The organism is Rappaport israeli (assembly GCF_001888055.1).
Classification (GTDB): domain Bacteria; phylum Pseudomonadota; class Gammaproteobacteria; order Cardiobacteriales; family Cardiobacteriaceae; genus Rappaport; species Rappaport israeli.
On the sequence record NZ_LXHZ01000004.1, the window covers coordinates 46,122 to 69,286 of the forward strand.

Consider the following 23,165-nt stretch of genomic DNA (forward strand, 5'->3'; position numbering starts at 1 on the left):
GGGGTTGGAAGAGCCAACCTTGCAATGTAAAACAATTAAAGGTATTATCGCGCGCCTTTGTATTTGTTAATCATTCTCTTTGGAGTAAAAAATGAAAAAAGATATCCACCCTGATTATCGTCCAGTTGTTTTTCAAGATATTAGTGCCGACTACGCCTTTTTGACTCGTTCAACCGTGCAAACTAAAGACACAATCAAATGGGAAGATGGCGAAGAATACCCTTTAGTGAAAGTAGATATTAGCAGTCAATCTCATCCTTTTTATACGGGCAAACAAAGCATTATTGATACTGCTGGTCGCGTGGATCGTTTCCGTCGCAAGTATGGAAAAAAGAATTAAGTTTCCAATCTTGACGCTTTATTGCTAATCGGTTAATTTGGTGCGTCATTAGATTATATAATAATGGAGAAACACGATGAGCCAGCGCACCATAACCTTGATTGACAGTCAATCGGATACTAAAGTTGAACTGCCTGTTTTAAAACCTGTTTTGGGGAAGTCTGCTATTGATATAGCAAGTCTTCCTAAAAAGTTAAATTTGTTTTCACATGACCCTGGTTTTGTGGCCACTTCAAGTTGTGAAAGTGCTATTACTTTTATTGACGGTGGTGAAGGCAAGTTGCTCTACAGGGGTTATAGTATTGAAGATTTATGTGAGCACAGTAGTTTTTTAGATACAGCTTATTTGCTTTATCACGGAGAATTGCCTGATAAAGCGCAAAGTGCAGCTTATTTAAAAGATATTAAGCATTATCGAATGGTTAATGCGCGTGTCCATAATTTTTTCCAAGGCTTTCATTATGATGCGCATCCAATGGCAATGATGACTGGTGTGGTTGGCTCATTATCTGCTTTTTATCATGATGCATTAGATATTACAGACGCCTCAAATCGTTATATTACAGCAATGCGCTTGCTTGCAAAAATGCCTACTATCGCTGCATCTGCGCATCGCTACCGCCTTGGTTATCCAGAACTTTACCCTCAAGCTGAAGACAGCTATACCGAAAGCTTCTTAAGAATGATGTTTCAACGCCCTGGCGATGATTATGAAGTTGATCCATTGGCTGCAAAAGCACTAGATTTATTATTTATTTTACACGCAGATCATGAACAAAACGCCTCTACTTCCACTGTAAGACTAGCAGGTAGTACTGGCACTAATCCTTATGCGGCTGTTGCTTCTGGAATCGCTGCTTTATGGGGCGCTGCACATGGTGGGGCAAATGAAGCTGTTCTAAATATGCTTGATGCGATAGGGCATAAAGAAAATATTGATAAGTACATAGCTAAAGCAAAAGATAAAGATGATCCTTTTAAGTTGATGGGATTTGGGCACCGTGTTTATCATAACTATGATCCACGGGCAAAGATAATTCAAAAATATTGTTATGAAATCTTAGAACATTATGGCAATGACCCGCGCATGGAATTAGCAATGCGCTTGGAAGAGGTTGCGCTAAATGATGAGTATTTTATTGAGAGAAAGTTATATCCTAATGTTGATTTCTATTCCGGCATTATTTATAGCGCTCTAGGAATTCCAACTAATATGTTTACGGTAATGTTTGCTGTGGCTAGAACGGCGGGATGGGTTGCTCATTGGAATGAAATGATTACAAATGGTTATAGGATTGGACGTCCGCGGCAGCTTTATATGGGTTCTGCGCAGCGTAAATTTAAATAAGGTTGTCCTGCTATAAAAGGAGTTAAAGAAATATGTTTGGAAAACCAGAACTGATTGGGGTTGATGTTGGTCAATACTCAATAAAAGTAGTCAGGCTGAAAAGTGGCAAAAAACCACTTGTATCAAAATATGCTTATGAACTAATCCCTGAAGAATTAAGAGAGAAAAGGGATCAACAATCTATTGCAATGTTGGTGGCATCTGCTGTTAAGAAGTCCAAGGCAAGTGCTGGTAAGCCTGTTATGCATGTAAATGCAGGGGATGCCATAATGAATAAGATTAAACTTGCTGAAGATTATAGAAGTGATGCTTTAGAAGGTGCAATAGAGTTAGAGTTAAATAGTACTTTACCTTTCGATGTGAGTCAGGTTTATTTTGATTTTGATGAAAAACCAAATGATGAAGGGTTGTATTTGACTGTATCGGTTCGTAAAGATGTTGTTGATGCAAAAACTTCATTATTAAGTGGATTGCCAAAATCGTTTAAAGCAGCTGATGTTGATATTGATGCTTATGCATTAAGTAGAGTTTTTTATTCTTTAATCCCTAAAGAAGGCTTTGATTCTAATGTGCCTGTGATGATAGTAGATATCGGTTTCTCTCGTTCAAGATTTTATGTATATAAATCAGGTGAGCTGGTATTTAATCGTGAACAGCAAATTGGTGGGCAGCAAGCAACCAGTATTATTTCGGATATGTTTGATATTGATTTAGAGCAAGCTGAATCAAGAAAGCTCTCACATGGTTTTGGTGATGAGTATGATGAAATGGTTCTTGCGCCATTTGTACAGTCATTTGCTGAGCAGCTAAATTTGGCAATTGATTTTTATGATGCAGCAAGTCAAAGTGATATACAGTTAGAAAATATATATCTTACTGGTGGCGGATGTAAGTTGGTGGGATTGGTTGATGCTTTAAATGAAAGCAATATTAGCCAGAATGTTTCACTGCTCACATCCTTATCTTCTGTTATGGAAGAAGATGCGAGCGATTATTTTCTAGCAATGGGATTGTCTATAGAGGGGGATAAATAATGAGAATGTATAAATTTAATCTCCAGCCATGGCGTGAACAGCGAAGAGAAGCGCAGAAGAAGCAATTTGTGACAATTACTAGCATTGTAGTATTGCTAGCTGTCGCTGCATTTGTGGCAGAAAGATGGTATCAAAAAAGGATAGAGCAACAGCAGATAGTAGCTATTGACTTGCTGAAAGAAGACATTGCGCGATTTAATAAAACAAAATCTGAAGTGGAAAGATTAGAAGCATTAAATGTCGAAGTTAATAAGCAAATTAGCGTTATTCAAGAGTTGCAACAGCAAAGAGGGTTGGCGGTTTTAATTTTAGATTATATTGCTAGCAAAACGCCACATAATGTATTTTTAACAGCTCTGACCTTTGAAGATAACCAGTTGACTATAAGTGGAGTTGCTGAAAATGACAAGGGAATTTCAGAGTTCATGCGTGTTATGTCTGATTTTGATTATTTTGGTTCGCCAGAGTTGCAAGATATTGCTTCTGCGACAGGAAACCAAGCTTATAGCGTAAGAGAAAATAGTGAGGTTAAGGCTTTTGAGGTAGTTATTCCTGTTAAGAGTTTTGATTCTAATTCACCTAATAACCAAAAGACTGAAGGAACAGCACAATGAAAATCGTATCACCATCACAATTAGATGTTAATAATCCGGGTGGTTGGCCTTTATTTTATAAAATATTGTTATGGATTTTATTATGTCTGGTTATGGCCTTTTTATACAATAGGTTTATTCGAACTCCTATATTGGATAATCAAGCTGCTAATCAGTCTGAAATATCGTCATTGCAGACAGAGTATAAAACGCTCTATCAATATACGCTCGATTTGCCACACTATCAGGAGCGCTCATTGAAATTACTCCTAACATTGCAAGACTTACTGCAGTTTTTGCCTTCTCAAGCTGAGATGCCTGATTTGATTGATAGTGTTTATGCGGCAGCCGTAGAGCAGAATATTACTTTTGAGAGATTTACTCCTGAACCAGATGTTGTAAGAGAGTACTATAATATTAAGCCAATTCAGCTTGAAACTACGACTGGATATTCCAATTTTTCTAAGTTTGTAGAAAGTATTTCTAGTTTAGAACGAATTTTAAATATTTCAGATATGTCTTTAAGAATAGAAGGAGAATCTCCAGAAAACTTAAAAATTGATAGTCAGTTGCAAACTTATATTTATGCTCCTGACATCCAGAAATTTGTAAATGAAGCTGGTAGTGGAGATTAATCAAGATGAAGAAAAAACATTTTTTCATAAAAAGTATCGCTTGTTTGAGTATTTGTGTTACTTCACATGTATTTGCTGCAGTTAATCCAGAGGTTGAAGTTACGACATTTATTAGAACCACTCAGGCTAATATGCAACCTAAGGGTGAATTGGATTTTGAACCTTTGCCTGAAGTTTCACCTTATGAACCTTATGATTATCAGTCAGGGTCTATAAATCCTTTTGCTATAAAAGATTTTGTTTTAGATAATTCTACTATGATTGGTGGGGTTTCTGTTGAAATGAATTGTGATGCTCCACCTGTTAAGCATGAACCGTATTTTCTTGAAAGTTTTGAACTTGAACAGTTGCAGATGGTTGGAACTATTTTAGACAAAAATAATAAGCGGGTTGCCCTTATACAAACTCCAGAAGCTATTGTCGTAAATGCGGGCAAAGGGGAATATTTGGGAAAAAATCATGGTATGATTGACAAGATTGAAGAAGGTGTAATGAATTTAACAGAGCGGTATGAAATTGCACCTGATTGCTGGCAAAAACATGATAACAGTTTAAAACTGTTGTTAAATTAAATTGAGGATTTGTGAGATGAAATATATTTTAGCTAGTGGTATGTTGTTATCAGGTGTGCTCCATGCTGCTGATTTAACAGGTATTGAACATGGCGTGAATACTGTAGGTGGGTATCAATTAGTGTTTAAAAATGTAGGGATATTGCCTACAGCATTTAATACTGATAACCCTGCAACAATTGTTCTAGATTTTGCAGATACGACTTCTGCAATTGCAGGTCGTGAAGTTAATATTAATACAAGTGGCATATATGATGTTGATGTTTTGCAAGGACAAAATAAAACTAGAGCTGTTGTTAATTTGGCCTCGCCTGCTGCTTATACCGTTGCCTTAAATGGTCATGATGTGATTTTAAGAGTTAACTCTTTGTCCAGTAGTGTAGGAAAAGTAAAACCAGTAGCAAATTCTCAAATAAGTACCAACAATGCTTTTTCAGGGCTTGTAAATTCTAATTCAGCACAGCCTGTTGCAGAAATCAAACAGGCTTCTTCAAATAAACAGCCTGAAAATTCGCAAAATTCTTTATCTCCTACATTCAGAAGCAACCAAAATAAAAATGGCGCTTTGTCTTTCAATTTGCCTAGCGCAAATACAGTTGTTGATGTGCGTAATGAAGGTGACAGAGTTGTTGCAGAAATAGTTGGTTATAAAATTGCTAATGAAGAACAAAAGCGGTTGGATGTGAGTGATTATGCAACGCCTGTTCAGTATGCTGATATTCAACGAACGACAAAAGGCACTAAAATCACTTTAGCTATGAATAATGAACCTTATGAGTTCGTGACTTATCAAAATGGCAGTCTTTATACGATAGATATTATCCCTAGTGATAGCAGTGAACGTGCAAAGATTGCAGGTTTAGAGCAAAACAAAGTGTATAAAGGTGAGCCTCTATCACTTAATTTCCAAGATATTGAAGTGCGGGCAGTCCTTCAAATTATCGCAGAATTTACCAAAAATAATATTGTCGTTAGTGATAGTGTAAATGGTAGTATTACTTTACGGTTGAATAATGTTCCTTGGGATCAGGCTTTGGATATTATTTTAAGAACCAAAGGCTTAGACAAGCGTGAAGATAATGGTGTTATTTATGTAGCCCCTGCATCTGAATTATTGCAGTCAGAAATCGCTCAACTCCAAGGGCATCAAGAAAAGCAACGTCTTTTGCCTGCACAAACTCAATTAATACAAATTAAATATGCAAAAGCGGAAGACTTGGCAACTATTATTGAAGCTTCTCGCAGAGTGACGGGTGATGATAGTTTGGGTGTAGAAGATTCGATCTTATCTGAAAAAGGCTCAATTACGGTTGATGTTCGTACTAATACCTTGTTAGTTAGCGATGTTCCGGCAAAAATTCAAGCTGTACGTGATTTGGTGGCTAAGCTAGATGAACCAGTAAGGCAAGTTCTGGTAGATGCTAGATTAGTATTGACCCAAGATAATTTTGCTAAAGATTTTGGTGTTAAATTTGGAGCTAGTTTTTCTAGTATTGGGAGAAATGGTACAGGGTTAGTTGGTACTGGTTCATTAGGTGGGGCAGATAATTTAGCCAATCAGGTTATAGGCGTCACTAACAATGGGAACTCAGGAATTACGCCTCCTGGCTTAAATGATCGTTTGGGTGTAAATCTGCCAGTTGGTGGTCCAAGTTACGGTCTAGCTATTTTGGGAGCTGACTTTTTAGTAGACTTAGAGCTTTCTGCTTTACAAACTGAAGGACAAGTTGAAATAGTTTCTAGCCCAAGAATTGTCACTCAGGATGGCACACAGGCAAGAATAGCCTCTGGAACTCAGGTACCACAGCCGGTAGCACAAGAGGGAGGTGGTAGAACAATTGAGTATAAAGATGCTCTGTTATCGTTGGACGTTACACCAAGGATAGCACCTGATGATATGGTTGATATGCAGTTAGAGATAACAAATGATTCTCCTGGCGTTGCTGATCAAACTCCACTAGGTCCATCTTATCCTATTAATAAACAGCAGTTAGAAACTCAGGTGCTAGTAGATAATGGTGAAACCATTGTTTTGGGAGGTGTTTATCAACAATCTCAAAGGTTGAGTACTAGTAAAGTTCCTCTGTTGGGTGATTTACCTTTGATTGGTAATGCTTTTAAGAGTAAGCAAAACAACTATGAAAAAAGTGAGTTGTTAATATTTGTGACTCCTAGAATTATTGATAAACGCTTAGCAGAAAATGATAAATTCTCTAATTTACGTGATTAGTTGAATTTAAATATCTATTTTAGGTATTATTGATGTAAATTTTATTAAAGCCTCACAGTAGTGGGGCTTTAATTTAAGGAAAATTTTATGAAAAAATATGAAGCAGTAATTGGTTTAGAGTTGCATATACAATTGGCAACCAATAGTAAATTGTTTTCTAGCTCGGTGAATAAATTTGGAGCTTCACCAAATACTTATATTAATGAAATAGATTTAGGTTCTCCTGGAGCTTTGCCGGTTTTAAATAAAAAAGCAGTGGAGTTCGCAGTTTTGTTTGGTTATGCCATTAATGCGCAGATTAATCCGAATGCAGTTTTTATGCGCAAAAATTATTTTTATCCAGACTTACCAAAAGGCTATCAGTTGTCGCAGCTCGATGATGCAATTATCCAAGGCGGTGAAGTTAAATTGGAAATGTCTGGTTTTACTCGAGTAGTTAGAGTTAATCGCGGGCAGTTAGAAGAAGATGCGGGAAAATCTGTGCATGATGCTTTTTCTGATCGTACTGGGATTGATTTAAATAGAGCTGGAGTGCCGTTGATTGAATTGGTTACAGAGCCAGATATTCGCTCAGCTAAAGAGGCTGTGGCATTTATGCGTTATATTCATCATTTGGTTCGCTATTTAAATATTTCTGATGGCAATATGCAAGAAGGTTCTTTTCGTTGTGATGCTAATGTTTCTATTCGCGAAAAAGGGAGTAATCATTTTAATGAGCGTGTGGAGTTAAAAAACATCAATTCATTTCGTTTTGTTGAGCAAGCTATCAATATTGAAATTGCTCGACAGAGTGAGCTTATGGCTCAAGGTAAAAAGATTGAGCAAGAAACGCGTTTGTTTGACTCTCAGTTATTAGAAACAAGAACAATGCGGACAAAAGAAGAGGCTAACGACTATCGTTATTTTCCTGATCCAGATTTGTTGCCTTTAGAATTGGACTCAGATTGGCTAATGATGCTTAAAGATTCTTTGCCAGAATTACCAAATCAGCGTGCGCAACGCTATGAGCATGATTATGCTTTAGATACTGAAACAATTAACTATTTACTACAAGAAAAGCAATTGGCGGATTATTTTGATGAGGTTGTAGGTGAAATTGATGATGCGAAACTTGCAGCTAATTGGTTGCAAGGTGAGTTTGCGCGCTTATTAAATGATGAAGGGGTTGGTGTTGATCAAACAAGAATTTCACCTTCCGAGTTTTCTAAATTATTAAATTCTTTACAAAAGAATACCATTTCAGCAGCAAATGCAAAAAAGGCACTTTCAATAATGTGGCATGAGCAAAGGGAGGTTAATGACATTATTCAAGAAGAAGGTATGCAACAAATAAACGATGATGCACAATTAGAGCAATGGATAAACGAAGTGGTTATTGACAATCCTGAGCAGGTACAGGCTTATAAAAATGGGCAAGAAAAAAATGTTGGGTTATTTTGTTGGGCAGGTTCTGAAAAAATCAAAAGGTAAAGCAAATCCTAAAAAGTGTTAATGAAATGCTTAAAAAAGCGTTGTCATCCTAGAAACAAAAAAGAGTTGTTCCCAATTTGCCTTGACAATCCTTTTATGCATTAGTAGAATTCGGCGCTTTGTATCGCTCTGTGGGAGAATTTATGTCAACTAAAAGAACTTATCAGCCTAGTAATTTATCGCGTAAGAGAACGCACGGTTTTCGCGCACGCATGGCGACGAAAAATGGTCGTTTGGTTCTTAAACGTCGTCGAGCTAAAGGGCGCCATCGTTTAACCGTTTAATGATAAGACTGCGTGTCTTTTATATTTTCAAAAGAGCAGCGCCTTCTTAATAGTAAAGATTATACGCATGTATTTACAGCCTCAGAACGCAAAAGTAGCGATAGCTATTTTACTGTTTTGAGGCGTTTTTCCTTGTCAGAAAAATACTCGCGTTTGGGTGTGGTTGTTGCAAAGAAAAATATTCGCCGAGCACATGAGCGCAATCGTGTAAAACGCTTAATTAGAGAAAGTTTTCGCTATTATCAGTGGTCTAACTCATATGATGTAGTGGTATTAGCAAAGCATTCTGCTCAATACGTTGATAATAGAGTTTTATTTAAATCTTTGTTACGGCATTGGGAAAGAATAGGTCAATGAAAACAATATTAATTGCTTTGATTAAACTTTATCGCCTAACTTTAAGTCCTTTTATTGGACAGCAATGCCGTTTTGAGCCTACTTGTTCACACTATGGTGAACAAGCAATTAAAATGCATGGCGCATTAAGAGGGTCATGGTTGACTTTAAAGCGAATAAGTAAGTGTGGACCATGGCACAAAGGTGGGTATGATCCCGTTCCTAAATCATCTGGTGAATTATGAAAAACAACTTAAGACTATTTCTCTATGCTGCGACTTTTGGGGTGGCTTTTATTATTTGGCAAAAATGGCAAGAAGCCAATGTGCCATTTTATCAGCAGGTTGATAATTCTGTCATTCAGCAAGAAAATACTGCTCAGTCTTTAGCTATTTTGCCTGCACCAGCAAGTTCTTTAGCTGCGCTGCCAGCAAATATTGTTGACTCTGTAGGCTCACAAAATACAACTAGTTTTGTAAATGTGCATACAGATGTGATGAATATTGTGATTAATTTGCAAGGTGGTACGATAGAACGGGTAGAGTTATTAGATTATTCACAAACTAAGCAAAATAAAGCGCCATTGGATTTGTTGAAAACCCATAATCCAGGGCGGTTTTTATTACAAAGTGGCTTAGGGAGTAATAGCCAAGCGCCAGATCATTATTCTAAATTTAGTGCTACGCAACAACAATTTTCATTAGGGCAGGGTGAGAATATTTTGGAAGTACCTTTGACTTGGCAAAACGATCAAGGGATTGTGGTAACTAAAACTTATACTTTTAAGCGTGATTCTTATGACTTCGAATTATCTCAGCAAGTGCAAAATCACGGTGTAGATGACTGGGAAGGTTTTGCCTATCAGCAATTGGTTTTTGGTGAGCCAGTTTCTAGGGGTGGAATAGGTCAGGTATACACCTTTACAGGCGGTGTGACGTCTACAGCAGAGGATTCCTATAATAAGATTGATTTGAAAGAAATGCGTAAATTGCCTATTTCTTTGCAAACTTCTGAGGGCTGGGTTGCGATGATTCAGCATTATTTTTTAGGCGCGATCGTGCCTAAAACAGAGGGAATCTATAATTTTTATACTAATTTTAATCAAGGTGATCATATTATCGGGGTTTCCAGTGAGAAAAAATTAGTAGTTCCTAATGCCTCAGCTGAGTTTGTTGCAACAGGTTATGTTGGTCCAAAGGTTCAAGAAAGATTAAGCCAAGTTGCGCCTAAGTTAGATAAAACGGTTGATTATGGTGTGTTGTTTATGATTGCACAACCCATGTTTAAAGTGCTGAGCTTTATTTATGACCTTATTGGTAATTGGGGTTGGGCTATCATTGTAATGACGCTATTGATTAAATTAATTTTCTTTGCGCCTTCTGCGTGGGCATATAAATCAATGGCAAAAATGCGTCGATTGCAACCTGAGATGGCGCGTATGAAAGAGCGCTATGGTGAAGACCGCCAAGCAATGAGCCAAGCGATGATGAAGTTATATCGTGATGAGAAAGTAAATCCTGCAAGTGGTTGCGTACCAATGCTATTGCAGATTCCGTTTTTTATCGCATTTTATTGGGTATTGGTTGAGTCAGTAGAATTACGTCATGCTTCTTGGATAGGTTGGGTGCAGGATTTGTCAACGCGTGACCCGTATTTTATTTTGCCTATTATCAATGCGGCATTGATGTTTATACAGCAAAAGCTTAATCCTCCTCCGCCAGATCCTATGCAGGCTAAATTGATGATGATACTACCACTTGTTTTTGGTTTTATGTTTATGTGGTTCCCGTCAGGCTTGGTATTGTATTGGACGGTGAGTAATGCTTTTTCAATTGTTCAGCAATATATTATGAATAAGCGTTATGGCGAACCTAAAGTTAAGAAAGTATGAGTGAGACGATTGTTGCAATTGCCACGCCTTCAGGTCAGGGAGGGGTGGCAATTGTGCGTTTAAGTGGGGAAAATGCGCTAGAAATTGCTGGTAAGATTGCGAAAAATCCTACTGATACGCCAAGAATGGCTAAATTTACTGCTTTTGTGGACCAGAAGGGTGAGCTATTTGACCAAGGGCTCATGCTCTATTTCAAAGCGCCATTTTCTTTTACAGGGGAAGAAGTGGTGGAGTTGCATTGCCATGGTGGGCGAGCAGTAACGCAGCTGCTGTTGGAGGCTTGCTTGGCTGCAGGTGCGCGGATGGCGTTGCCTGGTGAGTTTAGTCAGCGCGCTTTTTTAAATGATAAGATGGACTTGGCACAGGCCGAAGCGGTAGCAGATTTGATTGATGCTCAGTCAACTGCTGCTGTTAAGGCCGCCAGTCGTTCATTACAAGGTGCGTTTTCGCAAGTTATTCAAGAATTGGTTGCAGACCTAGTGCAATTGCGCGTCTATATTGAAGCAGCTTTAGATTTTCCCGAGGAAGAGATTGATTTTTTGGCAGAAGGTGATATTTCTTCACGCTTACAACTATGGGGTGAACGATTACAGCGGTTAATTGAACAAAGCGGTCAAGGGCGGTTAATTAATGATGGCATTAATTTGGTATTGATTGGTAAGCCTAATGCGGGCAAATCAAGTTTGTTAAATGCATTGCTTGGCGATGAGCGCGCGATTGTTACTGAACAAGCGGGCACAACGCGAGATGTAATCAAAGAAAGTATTGTGATAGAAGGAATGCCAGTAAACATTTTGGATACAGCAGGATTGCGTGATAGTGATGATTTGGTAGAGCAGGAAGGGATTCGGCGCACGCAACAGGCTATTAAACAAGCAGATATTATCGTGTTATTAATTGATGGTGCAAAATTTAGTCTTGATTATGCGCAGGAAATGGCGGAAATTGAAGCATTGAAACAAACCTTTCCTGCTGAGATTCCTGTTATGACGGTTTATAACAAGGCTGATTTGGTTTCTTTGGATTTTAAGAAACAATTTGCACAACAGTTATGGATTGCCGCTAAAAATGGTGAACAAATTGATGCTTTCAAATGCAATGTTGCGGATAAGGTAGGTCGACAAGTGCGGGAGGAAACACCTTTTATTGCGCGCGAACGTCATATGAATGCACTAAAAAAAGCACAGCTACACTATCAGCAAGCAGTGGAGCAGTTAGTGGGTTATCGTGTGGGTGAGTTGGTGGCAGAGGATTTGCGTTTGGTGCATGAGGCTTTAGGTGAAATTACGGGGAAAATGAAAGCGGATGATTTATTGGGGGAGATTTTTTCATCATTCTGTATTGGTAAATAATTTTAGAAATATTTGCTTGTACTTTTGTAGGTTGTGTTTTGTCTTTGATCGTTTGCCATTTACCGCTGTATGGTGCCTTAGTTTATCTATAGAATACAAATTTGTAATTTAAAGGCGACGGGATGATTGATTTGTTGAGCGCGCATTTCTGGATTGTTTTGTGCCATAAAACGTACAGAAAAGCGATGGCGGTCGCCGCTTATGCGCGGGAAAATGTTTTCGCTTGTAGGTAGATGAACGCGTAGCATTTGGTGACGTTGTCCGCTGTCTAGGGTTTTGATGAAAATTCCGTCTTCGGTAAATTCTTCGCTATGTACAGAGTGTGTGCGCACAAGTTTTAAAATAAGTTTGATTGCGCGCTCCACTGGAATAAACAGCTCAAAACAATTTTTTAGAAAAGGTGTTTTTTGATATTTGTTTTTCATCAACCAATATTGATAAGCAGGGACTTCAAATAAGCAATTGCCACTTTGATTAAAATTGCGTTGCCGTAAGCTGTTGAATAATTCATTTTCACGCAGAGCTGAAATGGGGTTTAGATTGATTTCTAGTGATTCACTTAAAGAAAGTTCTACTTCATCCATCATTTGCTTAGCTTCTTGTGGCGGTAAGAAGGCAAAACTGGATTCTTTTTTTAGTAAGACTTGATAGCGTTGTAGTTCTTTGATGATTTCAGAGCGGATTTCATAACGATGTAAAAAATCTAATACGTCAAATAAAGCATCCAAAAATAATTGAATAGAATAATATTCATCGGCACTTTGGAAATTGCGCATTTGTATAAACATAGATTCTAAGCGCATAAATAAGCGCATACGCTCATTAAGGGGTTGTTCGTAGGTGCAGATGGCAATTTGTGTGGTCATGAAAGCTTGTGTGATGGTTAGTTTAAAAGCGCTATTATAAAGGATAATGTAGGTTTGGTTGCGACTTTGTAGATTGCGAAAATCCTTGCAAATTGCTATAGTCTTGGAGGATAGCGCTAGTGTAAAAAACATCACAAAAGCGCCATATGAAATACTTTGACCAAATTGATTGTGGGTATGATTGAAACCGCATCAGTTAAAATTATTCATGGTAAATAGAAATTTAGCGTAAACGTGCTCTTATTGGTCAATAACCAGTGCGTTTATTATGGAGAAGGATAAAAATGAAACGAATGTTAATTAATGCTACGCAACAAGAAGAATTGCGAGTAGCGCTTGTCGATGGACAGCAATTATACGATCTTGATATTGAAACGCTGCATTCTGCACAAAAAAATCTAATATTTATAAAGGTAAAATTACGCGTATAGAACCGTCTTTAGAGGCGGTTTTTGTTGATTATGGTGGTCATCGTCATGGGTTTTTACCATTTAAGGAGATTGCCAAGGAATATTTAATAGATACGACTTCTTCCGATGGCAAAACCAGTTTTAAAGATATGATTTATGAAGGGCAAGAAGTATTGGTGCAAGTGGATAAGGAGGAGCGGGGCAATAAAGGGGCTGCGTTGACAACTTACATTAGTCTTGCTGGGCGATTTTTGGTGTTGATGCCGAATAATCCACGTGCTGGTGGTGTATCTAGGCGCATTCAAGGGGATGAACGTAAAGAGTTGCGTGAGACTTTGGATTTATTGGAAACTCCTGAAGATATGGGGGTGATTGTTCGTACTGCTGGTGTTGGACGTGCTAAAGAAGAGTTGCAGTGGGATTTGGATTTTCTGTTGCAAGTTTGGCAAGCCATTGAGGAGGAGTATCAAAAGGCCACACCTCAGCGTTTAATTTATCAGGAGAGCAATATTATTGTGCGCGCTTTACGTGATTATTTGCGCCCTGATATTGGTCAGATTTTAATCGATGATGAGCGCGTGTATCAGCAGGCAGCAGATTTTATGAATTTGGTGATGCCTAATAATGCGAATAAATTGAAATTCTATAAAGATAATATTCCTTTATTTACGCGTTATCAGATTGAAGGGCAAATTGAGTCGGCCTATCAGCGCAATGTGCATTTGCCATCAGGTGGTGAGCTGGTGATTGATTATACTGAGGCGTTGGTTTCAATTGATATTAACTCTTCTAAGGCGACGAAGGGTGGGGATATTGAAGAAACAGCCTATCAAACGAATATTGAGGCAGCTGATGAGATTGCGCGTCAAATGCGTTTGCGGGATTTAGGTGGTTTGGTGGTAATTGACTTTATTGATATGTCTGTTTCTAGGCATCGAAAAGATATTGAACAGCGCTTGTTTGAGGCGACTAAAATTGACCGTGCACGGATTCAGATTGGGCGTATTTCGCGTTTTGGTTTGTTGGAACTTTCGCGACAAAGATTGCGACCTTCTATTGATGAGGCTAGCCATCGCGTTTGTCCGCGTTGTAAAGGTCAAGGAAGTATTCGCGGGATTCAGTCTATGGCGCTATCGTTATTGCGCTTGATTGAAGAGGAGGCGATGAAAGAGCGTACGCGTCGCATTACAGGTGAGTTGCCTGTAAATATTGCAACGTTTTTGCTTAATGAAAAACGTGCGGCAATTCGCCAGATTGAGTTGCGTAATAAGGTGGAAGTGGTTTTGATGGCTAATCCAAATTTGCATACACCAGATTATTTTATTGAGCGTCTGCGTGAAGATGAGGTGGATTCTGATGGTGCGATTACACCAAGTTATCGTTTGCCAGTGCGACGTGAGAGTAAAGATGAGCATGAGGTTTCCTTGAAAGCACAAGTTGCTCCAGAGCAGGCGGCCGTGCAAGGAATTACACCACGTCGTCCTGTACCAGAGGAAAAGAAAGGATTAAGCGCCTTTTTAGCTAAGGTGGTGTCACTATTTAGTGATGAGGAAAAAAAAATCACCAAGGAAATAACCCATAAAGAAAGCACGGGAGAAGCGGATAAACATGGTGGCTCGCGTCGTCGTTATCGTGATGAGAGTGAGTCGCGCGCTTCTGATGAAGGCGCTAGGTCGTCACGTCGCAATAAGCAGGATAAAGGGCAAGAAGGTTTACCTAATGCGAAACATTTGTCTGCATCATCAGGTGAGAAAAAAGCCGTTGTATCGCCTGCAACAGAAAAAGGGGCGGAAACGCAAGAAAAATCCACTTCAGACACTGAAAAAAATTCTTCACAACAGCCAAAAGAGACGAAGCAATATGCTGGTGTGAAAAATGATGTGAATCCGACAGTCGAACAGTTACAAAATCCGCCTGAAGAGATTAATGGTCGTCAGGTACGCAAGGGGCGTCCACGTGATGTCTATGCGGTGAGAGGGCAGGGGAAAGCGCCTTCTAATGATTTGCGCGCTGTGCAAGAAAAAATGAAGGGAGAAGAAGAGGCGCAATCAAATTCAAGTCAGTTAATGGATGTAGATAAGACTGGGCAAGGATATCTGCAGTCGAAAACGCTTAATGAGATTAAATCGCAGGCGCAATCTGTTGAGAATGAGGCTAAGCCACAGGCACAAGTCGAAGATGGGCAAAATCAAAATAATGGGGATAAATTGAATTCAGCTCCTGGTTTGGTTTCGTTGTTGGAGTCTGCTGATACTCTCAATGAGGGCGCTCAGGAAACTGATGCTTCTTCTGATGCTCAAAATGTAAATCATCAACCTGTTCAATCTAACGAGGGGATTGATGGGGAGACTGTAGAAACTAAGCCAGAAGAGGTGTTTGTTAGTGATAAAACTTTAGCGCAGGCACAAGAGCAGTTAATTGCGCATAATAATAAGGCGATATCAGAACTGATGACAACACAAGATGCAGAGAATGATATGCCTCAGAAAAGTGTGATTCCTGCGGTCTCGCTAGATGCGCCTGAGGATAATCAGGCGGTGTTGGCTAGTGATGCGCATTTGCGCGTTTCATCTGAAATCCAAGATAAATCTCGCGCAAGAGCGGTTAAAGTCGCACCTGTTGATTCATCTACTATAGAAAAAGAAAAGGAGAAGATTATGAGTGATAATAAAAATCCATTGTTGCAATTACCCGCATTAGGTCAAAGCATTTGGTTTGATAATATTCATCGCACAATGCTTAATGAAGGTGAGTTGACGCAGATGATTAAAGAGGATGATTTGCGCGGGGTAACTTCTAACCCAGCAATTTTCCAAAAAGCATTTGAAGGGGATGCCTATGATGGAGGATTAAAACAATGGTTGGCAGGGCAAAATGGTCAGCAACCTGATGTACGCGAAGCATTTTTTACGCTTGCTATTGAAGATATTCAACAAGCTTGTGACCAGATGATGCCAGTATATGAAAAAACAGACGGTGTAGATGGCATGGTATCGCTTGAGGTGTCGCCTGATATTGCTGATGATAGTGCGCAAACGATTGCGCAAGCACGCGAATTGCACCAGCGGGTAAAACGTGAAAATCTCATGATTAAAGTGCCAGCGACTAAGGCAGGTGTGGAGGCTGTTCGTACGTTAATTAGTGAAGGTTTAAATATTAATGTAACGCTTTTATTTTCTGTTGAGCGCTATGCGCAAGTTTTAGAAGCTTATATTGACGGATTAAAAGCCCGAGTGGAGTCAGGTCAATCTGTGGATATGGTGCGTTCAGTGGCAAGCTTTTTTGTCTCGCGTGTTGATAGCAAAATTGATGAGGCGCTTAGCGATGATTATGCAGATTTGCGTGGAAGGGCGGCAATTGCCAATGCGCAGATGGCGTATGCCTATTTTCTTGAGCGGATTTCGCAAGATGATTGGATTGAATTAACACGTAAAGGCGCTGCTGTGCAACGTTTGTTGTGGGCAAGTACAGGTACGAAAAATCCAGCTTATTCTGATGTGCGTTATGTGGATTTGTTGATTGGCATGGATACTGTTAATACGGTTCCGCCTGCAACCTATGCGGCATTTAAAGACCATGGGAAGGCTGCTTCAACTTTGCTGCGTAATATTGAAAAAGCACCTGCGGTGATTGCAGCCGTTAAAGAGGCTGGTGTGGATGTTGATGGGATTGCTGAGCAGTTAGAGCAAGAAGGCGTAGAGTCCTTTAAAAAGGCGTTTGATGAGTTGTTGCAAACCTTAGGCGAAAAATTAAAAACAATGCAAAGCGAATTGGGGAAAACCTTAATAAATGAACAAACGGATGAGCGCAATGATGATTAATGTAGATTGGTTGCGTTGTCCGATAAGTCATGGCTCATTGGTGCTTAGCGAAGATGGTAAGTGGTTAATTAGTCAGGCGGGGCAGTGTCGTTTTCCTTTTGAAAACGGCATTGCTATGTTGTTAAAAGAATATGCGTTGCCATTAGAAGGGCTGACAGGACTGCCTCCGCCCAATGATGGTGCTTCGCGCTAATGAATGCGTTTGTTGTTATTCCTGCGCGCTATCATTCGACGCGTTTGCCAACAAAATTGTTGCGTGAGATAGCAGGTGTGCCGATGATTGTGCGTACAGCACGGCAGGCGCTAAAAAGCGGTTTGCCAGTATGGGTAGCCTATGATGAAGTAAGAATTGCTGAAGCTTTAGCAACGGAGGCGGTACAAACCATTGCCACTAGTGCGCATCACCAAAATGGTAGCGAGCGTTTAAGTGAGGTGGTGCAACGTTTGGGGTGGGAGGATGAAACGGTTGTGGTGAATGTGCAAGGGGATGAACCAATGATGCCACCAGAATTGATTAAAACGGTGGTGGAGTGTTTGCGCCAATCCCCTGAGGCTGCTGTAGCGACGCTTGCGGTACGTTTTTCTGATAAAGAAACCTTGCATGATGCAACTGCGGTGAAAGTGGTTTGTAATCAAAAAGGGCAGGCACTATATTTTAGTCGGGCGCCTATTCCGTGGGTGCGCGATAGGGCGGATGAGGAGCAGGCGGAGTATTTGCGCCATATTGGGATTTATGCGTATCGAGTGGCGACTTTAAGACGCTATCCGCAGTTGCCTGCCACACCGCTTGAGCACTTGGAAAAATTAGAGCAGTTGCGATTTTTAGAATATGGTTTGACGGTGGCGGTGGCGGTGGTGGATGAGGCGCCACCAGCAGGGGTGGATTGTGAGCAGGATTTGGCGCGGGTAGAGGCGCTATTGGCTTTGCAGTCTTTGCAATAAGATGGGGGTATCAGCGGGGGATTAATGGGTGAGCAGGAGCGCACATTTGATGCAAAGGTGTTTTTAAGCCATGTAGCGACGTTGCCAGGTGTGTATCAAATGCGTGATGCTGATGGGGTGGTGCTTTATGTGGGGAAGGCAAAAAATTTGCGTAAGCGCTTGGCGAGCTATTTTCGCAGTAATGGGTTGAGTATGAAAACTCGTGCGCTAATGGAGAAGGTGGTTGATATTGAAACAACCATTACGCACAGTGAAACAGAAGCGCTTATTCTTGAAAATAATTTGATAAAAACACATCGTCCAAAATTCAATATTTTATTGCGCGATGATAAATCTTTTCCGTTTATTTATTTATCCGCGCATGCATTTCCACGGCTGGGATTTGCGCGCGGACGGCGTTTGAAAGGTGAGTATTTTGGCCCTTTTCCCAATGTGCAGGCGGTGCGTTATTCGTTAGATTTATTGCAGAAGGTGTTTCGTGTGCGACAGTGTGAGGATAGTTTTTTTGCAAACCGCAGCCGTCCATGTTTGCAATATCAAATTGAGCGCTGTTATGCGCCATGCGTGGGTTATATCAATGAGAAAGAATATGCCAAACAGTGAATAACACACGGGATTTTCTAAATGGGCGGAGTGAGGCATTGCTTGGGCAGTTAAGCGAGCAGATGATGCAGGCGGCTCAACAGCGCGCATATGAGCAGGCGGCAATGTTGCGAGACCAATTGGCACAGCTTAGAAAAGTTACAGAGAAACAACATATTATTGCTGGGGAGGCAAATGTAGATGTGCTGGCGGTGGCGCTGGCGTATGGGCAGGCGTGTGTGCAGGTGTTGTTTTATCGTGATGGGCATAATATTACTTCGCAGGCGTATTTTCCTAAATTGCCAGATGAAGTGAGCGAGGCGGAGGTGTTGTCGGCTTTTATTGCGCAGTTTTATTATGAACGCCAACCTGCTCCGCAATTGGTGGTTAATCAGACATTAGACGATAGCGAGAGTTTAGCCGCGTATTTATCAGAGCGCTTTGAGCGCAAAATTACGATTCAATCTAGTCCACGCGAAGAACGACGGAAATGGTTGCTGATGGCTGAAAAAATGCGCAATCAAGTTTGAATTTGCGCTTATCTGCAAAACTTGCGATGCAAAAACGGTTTGAGGCATTGGCTCAGGCGTTTGGTTGGCAAAAAGTGCCAGCGCGGATTGAATGTGTTGATATTAGTCATACGCAAGGGGAGAGTACGGTGGCATCGTGTGTGGTATTTGACCATCGCGGGGCAGTGAAATCAGATTACCGACGCTATAACATCAAAGGAATCACCGCTGGGGATGATTATGCAGCGATTGCACAAGTCATTGAAAGGCGGTTTTCTAAGTTAGACCAGTTTGAGGGGGTACGCCCTGATTTGGTGCTCATTGATGGGGGAAAAGGGCAATTAAAACAAGCAATGGCGGTATTTGAGCGTTTAGGAATTGAAGATATTGCTTTGATGGGCGTGGCAAAAGGGCAAAATCGCACGGCAGGATTAGAGCAGTTCTGGCTACCTAATGCACAACAGCCATTTTTTCTGCCATCAGATTCTCAAGCCATGCAGTTGATTGTACAGATTCGTGATGAGGCGCATCGTTTTGCTATTACGGGACATCGCATCCGTCGGGCGAAAAAAGCTAAAGGGTCAGTGTTAGAACAAATTCCTAATGTCGGCGCCAAAAGACGACAGGCACTGTTAAAACATTTTGGCGGTTTGGCAATGATTGAGCAGGCAAGTGTGGAAGAAATTGCCCGCGTGTCGGGAATTAGTGATACATTAGCAGCGGATATTTATGCCACTTTTCATCAGTAGGGAGTGTTTATGCAAGGTTTGGCAATGAAATTAACGCTGTTGCGGGTTTTTCTCATTCCGTTATTTATTTTGGCGTTTTATTGCTCACCTGCGGTATTAGGGAAGTGGTCAGCTCTAATTATTTATACAGTGGCTTGTGTGAGTGATTATTTGGATGGCTATTTGGCGCGCAAAATGCAAGAAGAAAGCCTTTTGGGCGCTTTTTTAGATCCTGTGGCGGATAAATTGATGGTCGCGGTGGTCATGATTGTTGTATTACAAAGTCGTCCTGAATGGTGGCTTATGTTATCTACAGTGGTGATTATTGGGCGTGAAATTTGGATTTCGGCCTTGCGCGAGTGGATGTCGGCACAAAATGCGCGTGGCATTGTGGCGGTGTCTAATGTAGGGAAATGGAAAACAACTTTGCAAATGATTGCGCTGGGATTTTTGATTTATCAAGAGGATTTTATCGGTCTGCCCATTTGGTTAATTGGTAAAACTCTGATGATTGTGGCAGTGATATTAACGATTTGGTCAATGTGGATTTATAACCGCGCCGCTTATATTTATTTTATTGCCAATAATCCTAAAGAGTAAGAATTCGCCTGACGTAGGGCGGATTAATCGCTACAATAGCCATCTATTTTTAATCTCTATAATTCTATGCTTATTCATCAGCGTTTTCGTGGGTTTTTGCCCGTAGTGTCGATGTGGAAACAGGCGGTTTTGATGCCAATAAAGATGCTTTGTTAGAAGTAGCAGCAGTTTTTGTAAATTTTGACCACAACCATCAACTAGTGCCAGTGCAGACCATTCATTATCATGTTAAACCCTTTGCCAATGCCAATATCGACCCTGAGTCATTAAAAATTACAGGCATTGACCCTTATCATCCATTGCGTCCTGCACTAAGCGAAGATAAAGTTGCTGAACGCTTTTTTGGTGCGATTCGTGATTATCAAAAGCAACAGCAATGTACACGCAGTATTTTAGTTGGACACAATGCGCAATTTGATTTGAGCTTTATTAATGCATTAGCACAACGTACGAACTATACGCGTAATCCATTTCATCCATTTAGCGCACTTGATACCGTAACACTTGGTGCATTGGCGTATGGACAAACTGTTTTGGCGCGTATTGCCCGCATGGCGGGGGTGGAGTATGACAACAATAAAGCGCATGGCGCAAAATATGATACCGAGCTAACAGCAGAGATTTTTTGCAAGGTAATGAATTTGTGGACTAAAAATATTGGTCTACCGCTGGGGTATGAATAAATTTTTATAAGCTGGTCAATTTTTGCGCATCATGTAAATTGTTTGTTTTATCAATGGGTTGAAAAGTTATTCCAAGGTTATCCACATTTCTATTCACTAAAGCGGTGGATAATCTTTATTTTAGAGCTGAGGCAGAAGAGCTATATAACGTGCTTGGATGATTTTTTGTGTGGGATTAAGGGGTTAGCATTAGTGACGCAATAGGCTGTTCAATTTTTGAGCACCTTATTTATATCTTATTTTTCAATCGGTTATTAAGTTATTATTGGGTTATCCACAGAGCTATTCACGTCAATGGTGGATAAGTCATGCCGTTGGTTGTTAATAGGCGCTCCTAACATTGCCGTATGTTGCTTGGCGTTTTGAGAGAGATTGTTGTTATAAACTGCATGGGTTGCGATAACGTGGCGTGGAGCGGTTTTATTAAGATTGGAAATGCCTTAAAATACAGCCCTTTTATATTCTTGGAGCGGTGATGCGCATTATTGAAGAGGCTTTAACGTTTGATGATGTTTTATTGGTGCCAGATTATTCTGATGTTTTACCGCGTGAGGCGGATTTATCGATTCGCTTGGCGCGTGATGTGCGTTTAAATATTCCTGTATTGTCTGCAGCGATGGATACGGTGAGTGAGGCGCGCTTGGCGATTGCTTTGGCACAGTTGGGTGGTTTGGCTGTGATTCATAAAAACATGTCACCACAGGCGCAAGCTGCAGAGGTGAGGCGGGTAAAGCGTTTTGAATCTGGTGTGATTCGTGACCCACTGACAACGACGCCACAGGCGATGGTGGGGGATGTTCGTGCAATTACGCGTGAACATTCAATATCAGGCTTGCCTGTGCTTGAAAATGGCAAGTTGGTGGGCTTGGTGACACGGCGCGATATTCGCTATGCCAAAGATGAACAGCGGGTTTTGGATGTAATGACACCTCAGGAGCGTTTGGTTACGGTAAAAGAAGGGGCGCATTCTGATGAGGTGAAGCGATTGTTGCATGAGCATCGTATTGAAAAGGTGTTGGTGGTCGATGACCAGTTTGCGCTTAAAGGGTTGATTACTGTTAAAGATATTCGGCGTACGCGGGATTATCCGCTGGCGTGTAAGGATGTAAACGGTAATTTGCGGGTGGGTGCAGCAGTTGGTACGAGTGGCGATAGCGATGAGCGAATAGAATTGCTGGTTGCAGCTGGGGTGGATTTGTTGGTTGTCGATACGGCGCATGGTCATTCAAAAGGGGTGATTGATAAAGTGCGAGCGCTAAGGCAGCAGTTTCCTGATTTGGTGATTGTTGGGGGTAATATCGCTACCGCTGAGGCGGCGCTGGCTTTGGTTGAGGCTGGCGCGGATGTGGTGAAGGTGGGAATTGGTCCAGGGTCGATTTGTACAACGCGCATTGTTGCTGGTGTGGGTGTGCCACAAATTAGCGCCATTGCGAATATTGCCGCGGCTCTTAAAGGGCGTGAAGCGTCAATTATTGCTGATGGTGGCATTCGTTATTCAGGAGATGTGGCTAAAGCGATTGCTGTGGGTGCGCATGCGGTCATGATTGGCGGATTATTGGCTGGAACAGAAGAATCCCCAGGTGAGGTGGAGCTTTTCCAAGGTCGTAGCTATAAATCCTATCGTGGGATGGGTTCTTTAGGGGCTATGACGGCTGGCTCCTCTGACCGCTATTTCCAAGACGGCGCAAAGGCAGAAAAATTAGTGCCTGAGGGCATAGAGGGGCGAGTGCCGTATAAAGGGGCTGTATCAGGTGTGATAGAACAATTAATGGGTGGCTTGCGTTCGTCAATGGGTTATGTGGGGTGTCGTGATTTAAATGAAATGCGAGAAAAACCAAAGATGGTCAAAATTACAGGGGCGGGCATGCAAGAATCGCATGTTCATGATGTAACCATCACTAAAGAGCCACCCAATTATCAACGCCGTTAAGTGAGAATT

17 protein-coding genes and 4 pseudogenes are annotated in these 23,165 nt (G+C 40.8%); 20 read left to right on the forward strand and 1 reads right to left on the reverse strand.

Annotation, left to right across the window (positions count from 1 at the left end; genetic code table 11):
- Positions 1 to 91: 91 nt before the first annotated feature.
- The 13 genes and pseudogenes from A5N84_RS00945 (at position 92) to mnmE (ending at position 12,085) form a co-directional block, all read left to right on the forward strand.
- Entirely contained in the window at positions 92 to 340 is a 249-nt protein-coding gene (locus A5N84_RS00945) for a type B 50S ribosomal protein L31 (protein WP_072280922.1), read from the forward strand.
- 76 nt (positions 341 to 416) lie between these two features.
- The gene (locus A5N84_RS00950; protein WP_072280923.1) at positions 417 to 1,688 is read left to right on the forward strand and encodes a citrate synthase; all 1,272 of its coding nucleotides are present in this window, start codon (positions 417 to 419) and stop codon (positions 1,686 to 1,688) included.
- A 32-nt stretch (positions 1,689 to 1,720) separates the two neighbouring features.
- Entirely contained in the window at positions 1,721 to 2,722 is a 1,002-nt protein-coding gene (pilM, locus tag A5N84_RS00955; RefSeq protein ID WP_072280924.1) for a type IV pilus assembly protein PilM, read from the forward strand.
- Complete coding sequence (locus A5N84_RS00960; RefSeq protein ID WP_078055499.1) at positions 2,722 to 3,336, forward strand: PilN domain-containing protein; 615 nt, start codon at positions 2,722 to 2,724, stop codon at positions 3,334 to 3,336. The genes pilM and A5N84_RS00960 overlap by 1 nt, the downstream gene beginning before the upstream one ends.
- On the forward strand, positions 3,333 to 3,950 hold the full coding sequence (locus A5N84_RS00965; RefSeq protein WP_072280926.1) for a type IV pilus inner membrane component PilO: 618 nt from the start codon (positions 3,333 to 3,335) through the stop codon (positions 3,948 to 3,950). The genes A5N84_RS00960 and A5N84_RS00965 overlap by 4 nt, the downstream gene beginning before the upstream one ends.
- A 5-nt stretch (positions 3,951 to 3,955) precedes the next feature.
- Entirely contained in the window at positions 3,956 to 4,522 is a 567-nt protein-coding gene (locus tag A5N84_RS00970; RefSeq protein ID WP_072280927.1) for a pilus assembly protein PilP, read from the forward strand.
- A gap of 16 nt (positions 4,523 to 4,538) precedes the next feature.
- Complete coding sequence (gene pilQ, locus A5N84_RS00975; protein ID WP_072280928.1) at positions 4,539 to 6,752, forward strand: type IV pilus secretin PilQ; 2,214 nt, start codon at positions 4,539 to 4,541, stop codon at positions 6,750 to 6,752.
- An 87-nt stretch (positions 6,753 to 6,839) separates the two neighbouring features.
- Positions 6,840 to 8,275 (forward strand): annotated as a pseudogene (gatB, locus tag A5N84_RS00980) (Asp-tRNA(Asn)/Glu-tRNA(Gln) amidotransferase subunit GatB).
- Positions 8,276 to 8,365: 90 nt separating this feature from the next.
- Positions 8,366 to 8,506 (forward strand): 50S ribosomal protein L34, encoded by a 141-nt coding sequence (rpmH, locus tag A5N84_RS00985; RefSeq protein ID WP_072280929.1) that lies wholly within the window; start codon positions 8,366 to 8,368, stop codon positions 8,504 to 8,506.
- Between the two features lie 12 nt (positions 8,507 to 8,518).
- Complete coding sequence (gene rnpA, locus A5N84_RS00990; protein ID WP_072280930.1) at positions 8,519 to 8,863, forward strand: ribonuclease P protein component; 345 nt, start codon at positions 8,519 to 8,521, stop codon at positions 8,861 to 8,863.
- The gene (gene yidD, locus A5N84_RS00995) at positions 8,860 to 9,087 is read left to right on the forward strand and encodes a membrane protein insertion efficiency factor YidD (RefSeq protein ID WP_072280931.1); all 228 of its coding nucleotides are present in this window, start codon (positions 8,860 to 8,862) and stop codon (positions 9,085 to 9,087) included. Before rnpA ends, yidD begins: the two co-directional genes overlap by 4 nt.
- The gene (gene yidC / locus A5N84_RS01000; RefSeq protein WP_072280932.1) at positions 9,084 to 10,733 is read left to right on the forward strand and encodes a membrane protein insertase YidC; all 1,650 of its coding nucleotides are present in this window, start codon (positions 9,084 to 9,086) and stop codon (positions 10,731 to 10,733) included. The genes yidD and yidC overlap by 4 nt, the downstream gene beginning before the upstream one ends.
- Positions 10,730 to 12,085 (forward strand): tRNA uridine-5-carboxymethylaminomethyl(34) synthesis GTPase MnmE, encoded by a 1,356-nt coding sequence (gene mnmE / locus A5N84_RS01005; RefSeq protein WP_072280933.1) that lies wholly within the window; start codon positions 10,730 to 10,732, stop codon positions 12,083 to 12,085. The genes yidC and mnmE overlap by 4 nt, the downstream gene beginning before the upstream one ends.
- Positions 12,086 to 12,171: 86 nt before the next feature.
- Here the strand turns inward: mnmE and A5N84_RS01010 are convergent, their stop codons facing one another.
- Positions 12,172 to 13,083 carry a cell division protein ZapD gene (locus A5N84_RS01010; RefSeq protein ID WP_233119797.1) on the reverse strand — a complete coding sequence of 304 codons (912 nt, stop codon included), beginning with the start codon at positions 13,081 to 13,083 and terminating at the stop codon, positions 12,172 to 12,174.
- A 152-nt stretch (positions 13,084 to 13,235) separates the two neighbouring features.
- Here A5N84_RS01010 and tal point away from each other — a divergent pair.
- The 7 genes and pseudogenes from tal (at position 13,236) to guaB (ending at position 23,156) form a co-directional block, all read left to right on the forward strand.
- Positions 13,236 to 17,182, forward strand: a pseudogene (gene tal, locus A5N84_RS10415) (transaldolase).
- Complete coding sequence (locus A5N84_RS01025; protein WP_158008605.1) at positions 17,172 to 17,375, forward strand: Trm112 family protein; 204 nt, start codon at positions 17,172 to 17,174, stop codon at positions 17,373 to 17,375. Before tal ends, A5N84_RS01025 begins: the two are co-directional and overlap by 11 nt.
- Positions 17,375 to 18,124 carry a 3-deoxy-manno-octulosonate cytidylyltransferase gene (gene kdsB, locus A5N84_RS01030; RefSeq protein ID WP_072280935.1) on the forward strand — a complete coding sequence of 250 codons (750 nt, stop codon included), beginning with the start codon at positions 17,375 to 17,377 and terminating at the stop codon, positions 18,122 to 18,124. Before A5N84_RS01025 ends, kdsB begins: the two co-directional genes overlap by 1 nt.
- Before the next feature lie 24 nt (positions 18,125 to 18,148).
- Positions 18,149 to 19,964: pseudogene (gene uvrC, locus A5N84_RS13165) on the forward strand (excinuclease ABC subunit UvrC).
- 9 nt (positions 19,965 to 19,973) lie between these two features.
- Entirely contained in the window at positions 19,974 to 20,543 is a 570-nt protein-coding gene (gene pgsA, locus A5N84_RS01040) for a CDP-diacylglycerol--glycerol-3-phosphate 3-phosphatidyltransferase (protein WP_072280936.1), read from the forward strand.
- Between the two features lie 66 nt (positions 20,544 to 20,609).
- Positions 20,610 to 21,226 (forward strand): annotated as a pseudogene (rnt, locus tag A5N84_RS01045) (ribonuclease T).
- 475 nt (positions 21,227 to 21,701) lie between these two features.
- Positions 21,702 to 23,156, forward strand: a complete 1,455-nt coding sequence (guaB, locus tag A5N84_RS01050; RefSeq protein WP_072280937.1) for an IMP dehydrogenase — start codon at positions 21,702 to 21,704, stop codon at positions 23,154 to 23,156.
- Positions 23,157 to 23,165: the final 9 nt, after the last annotated feature.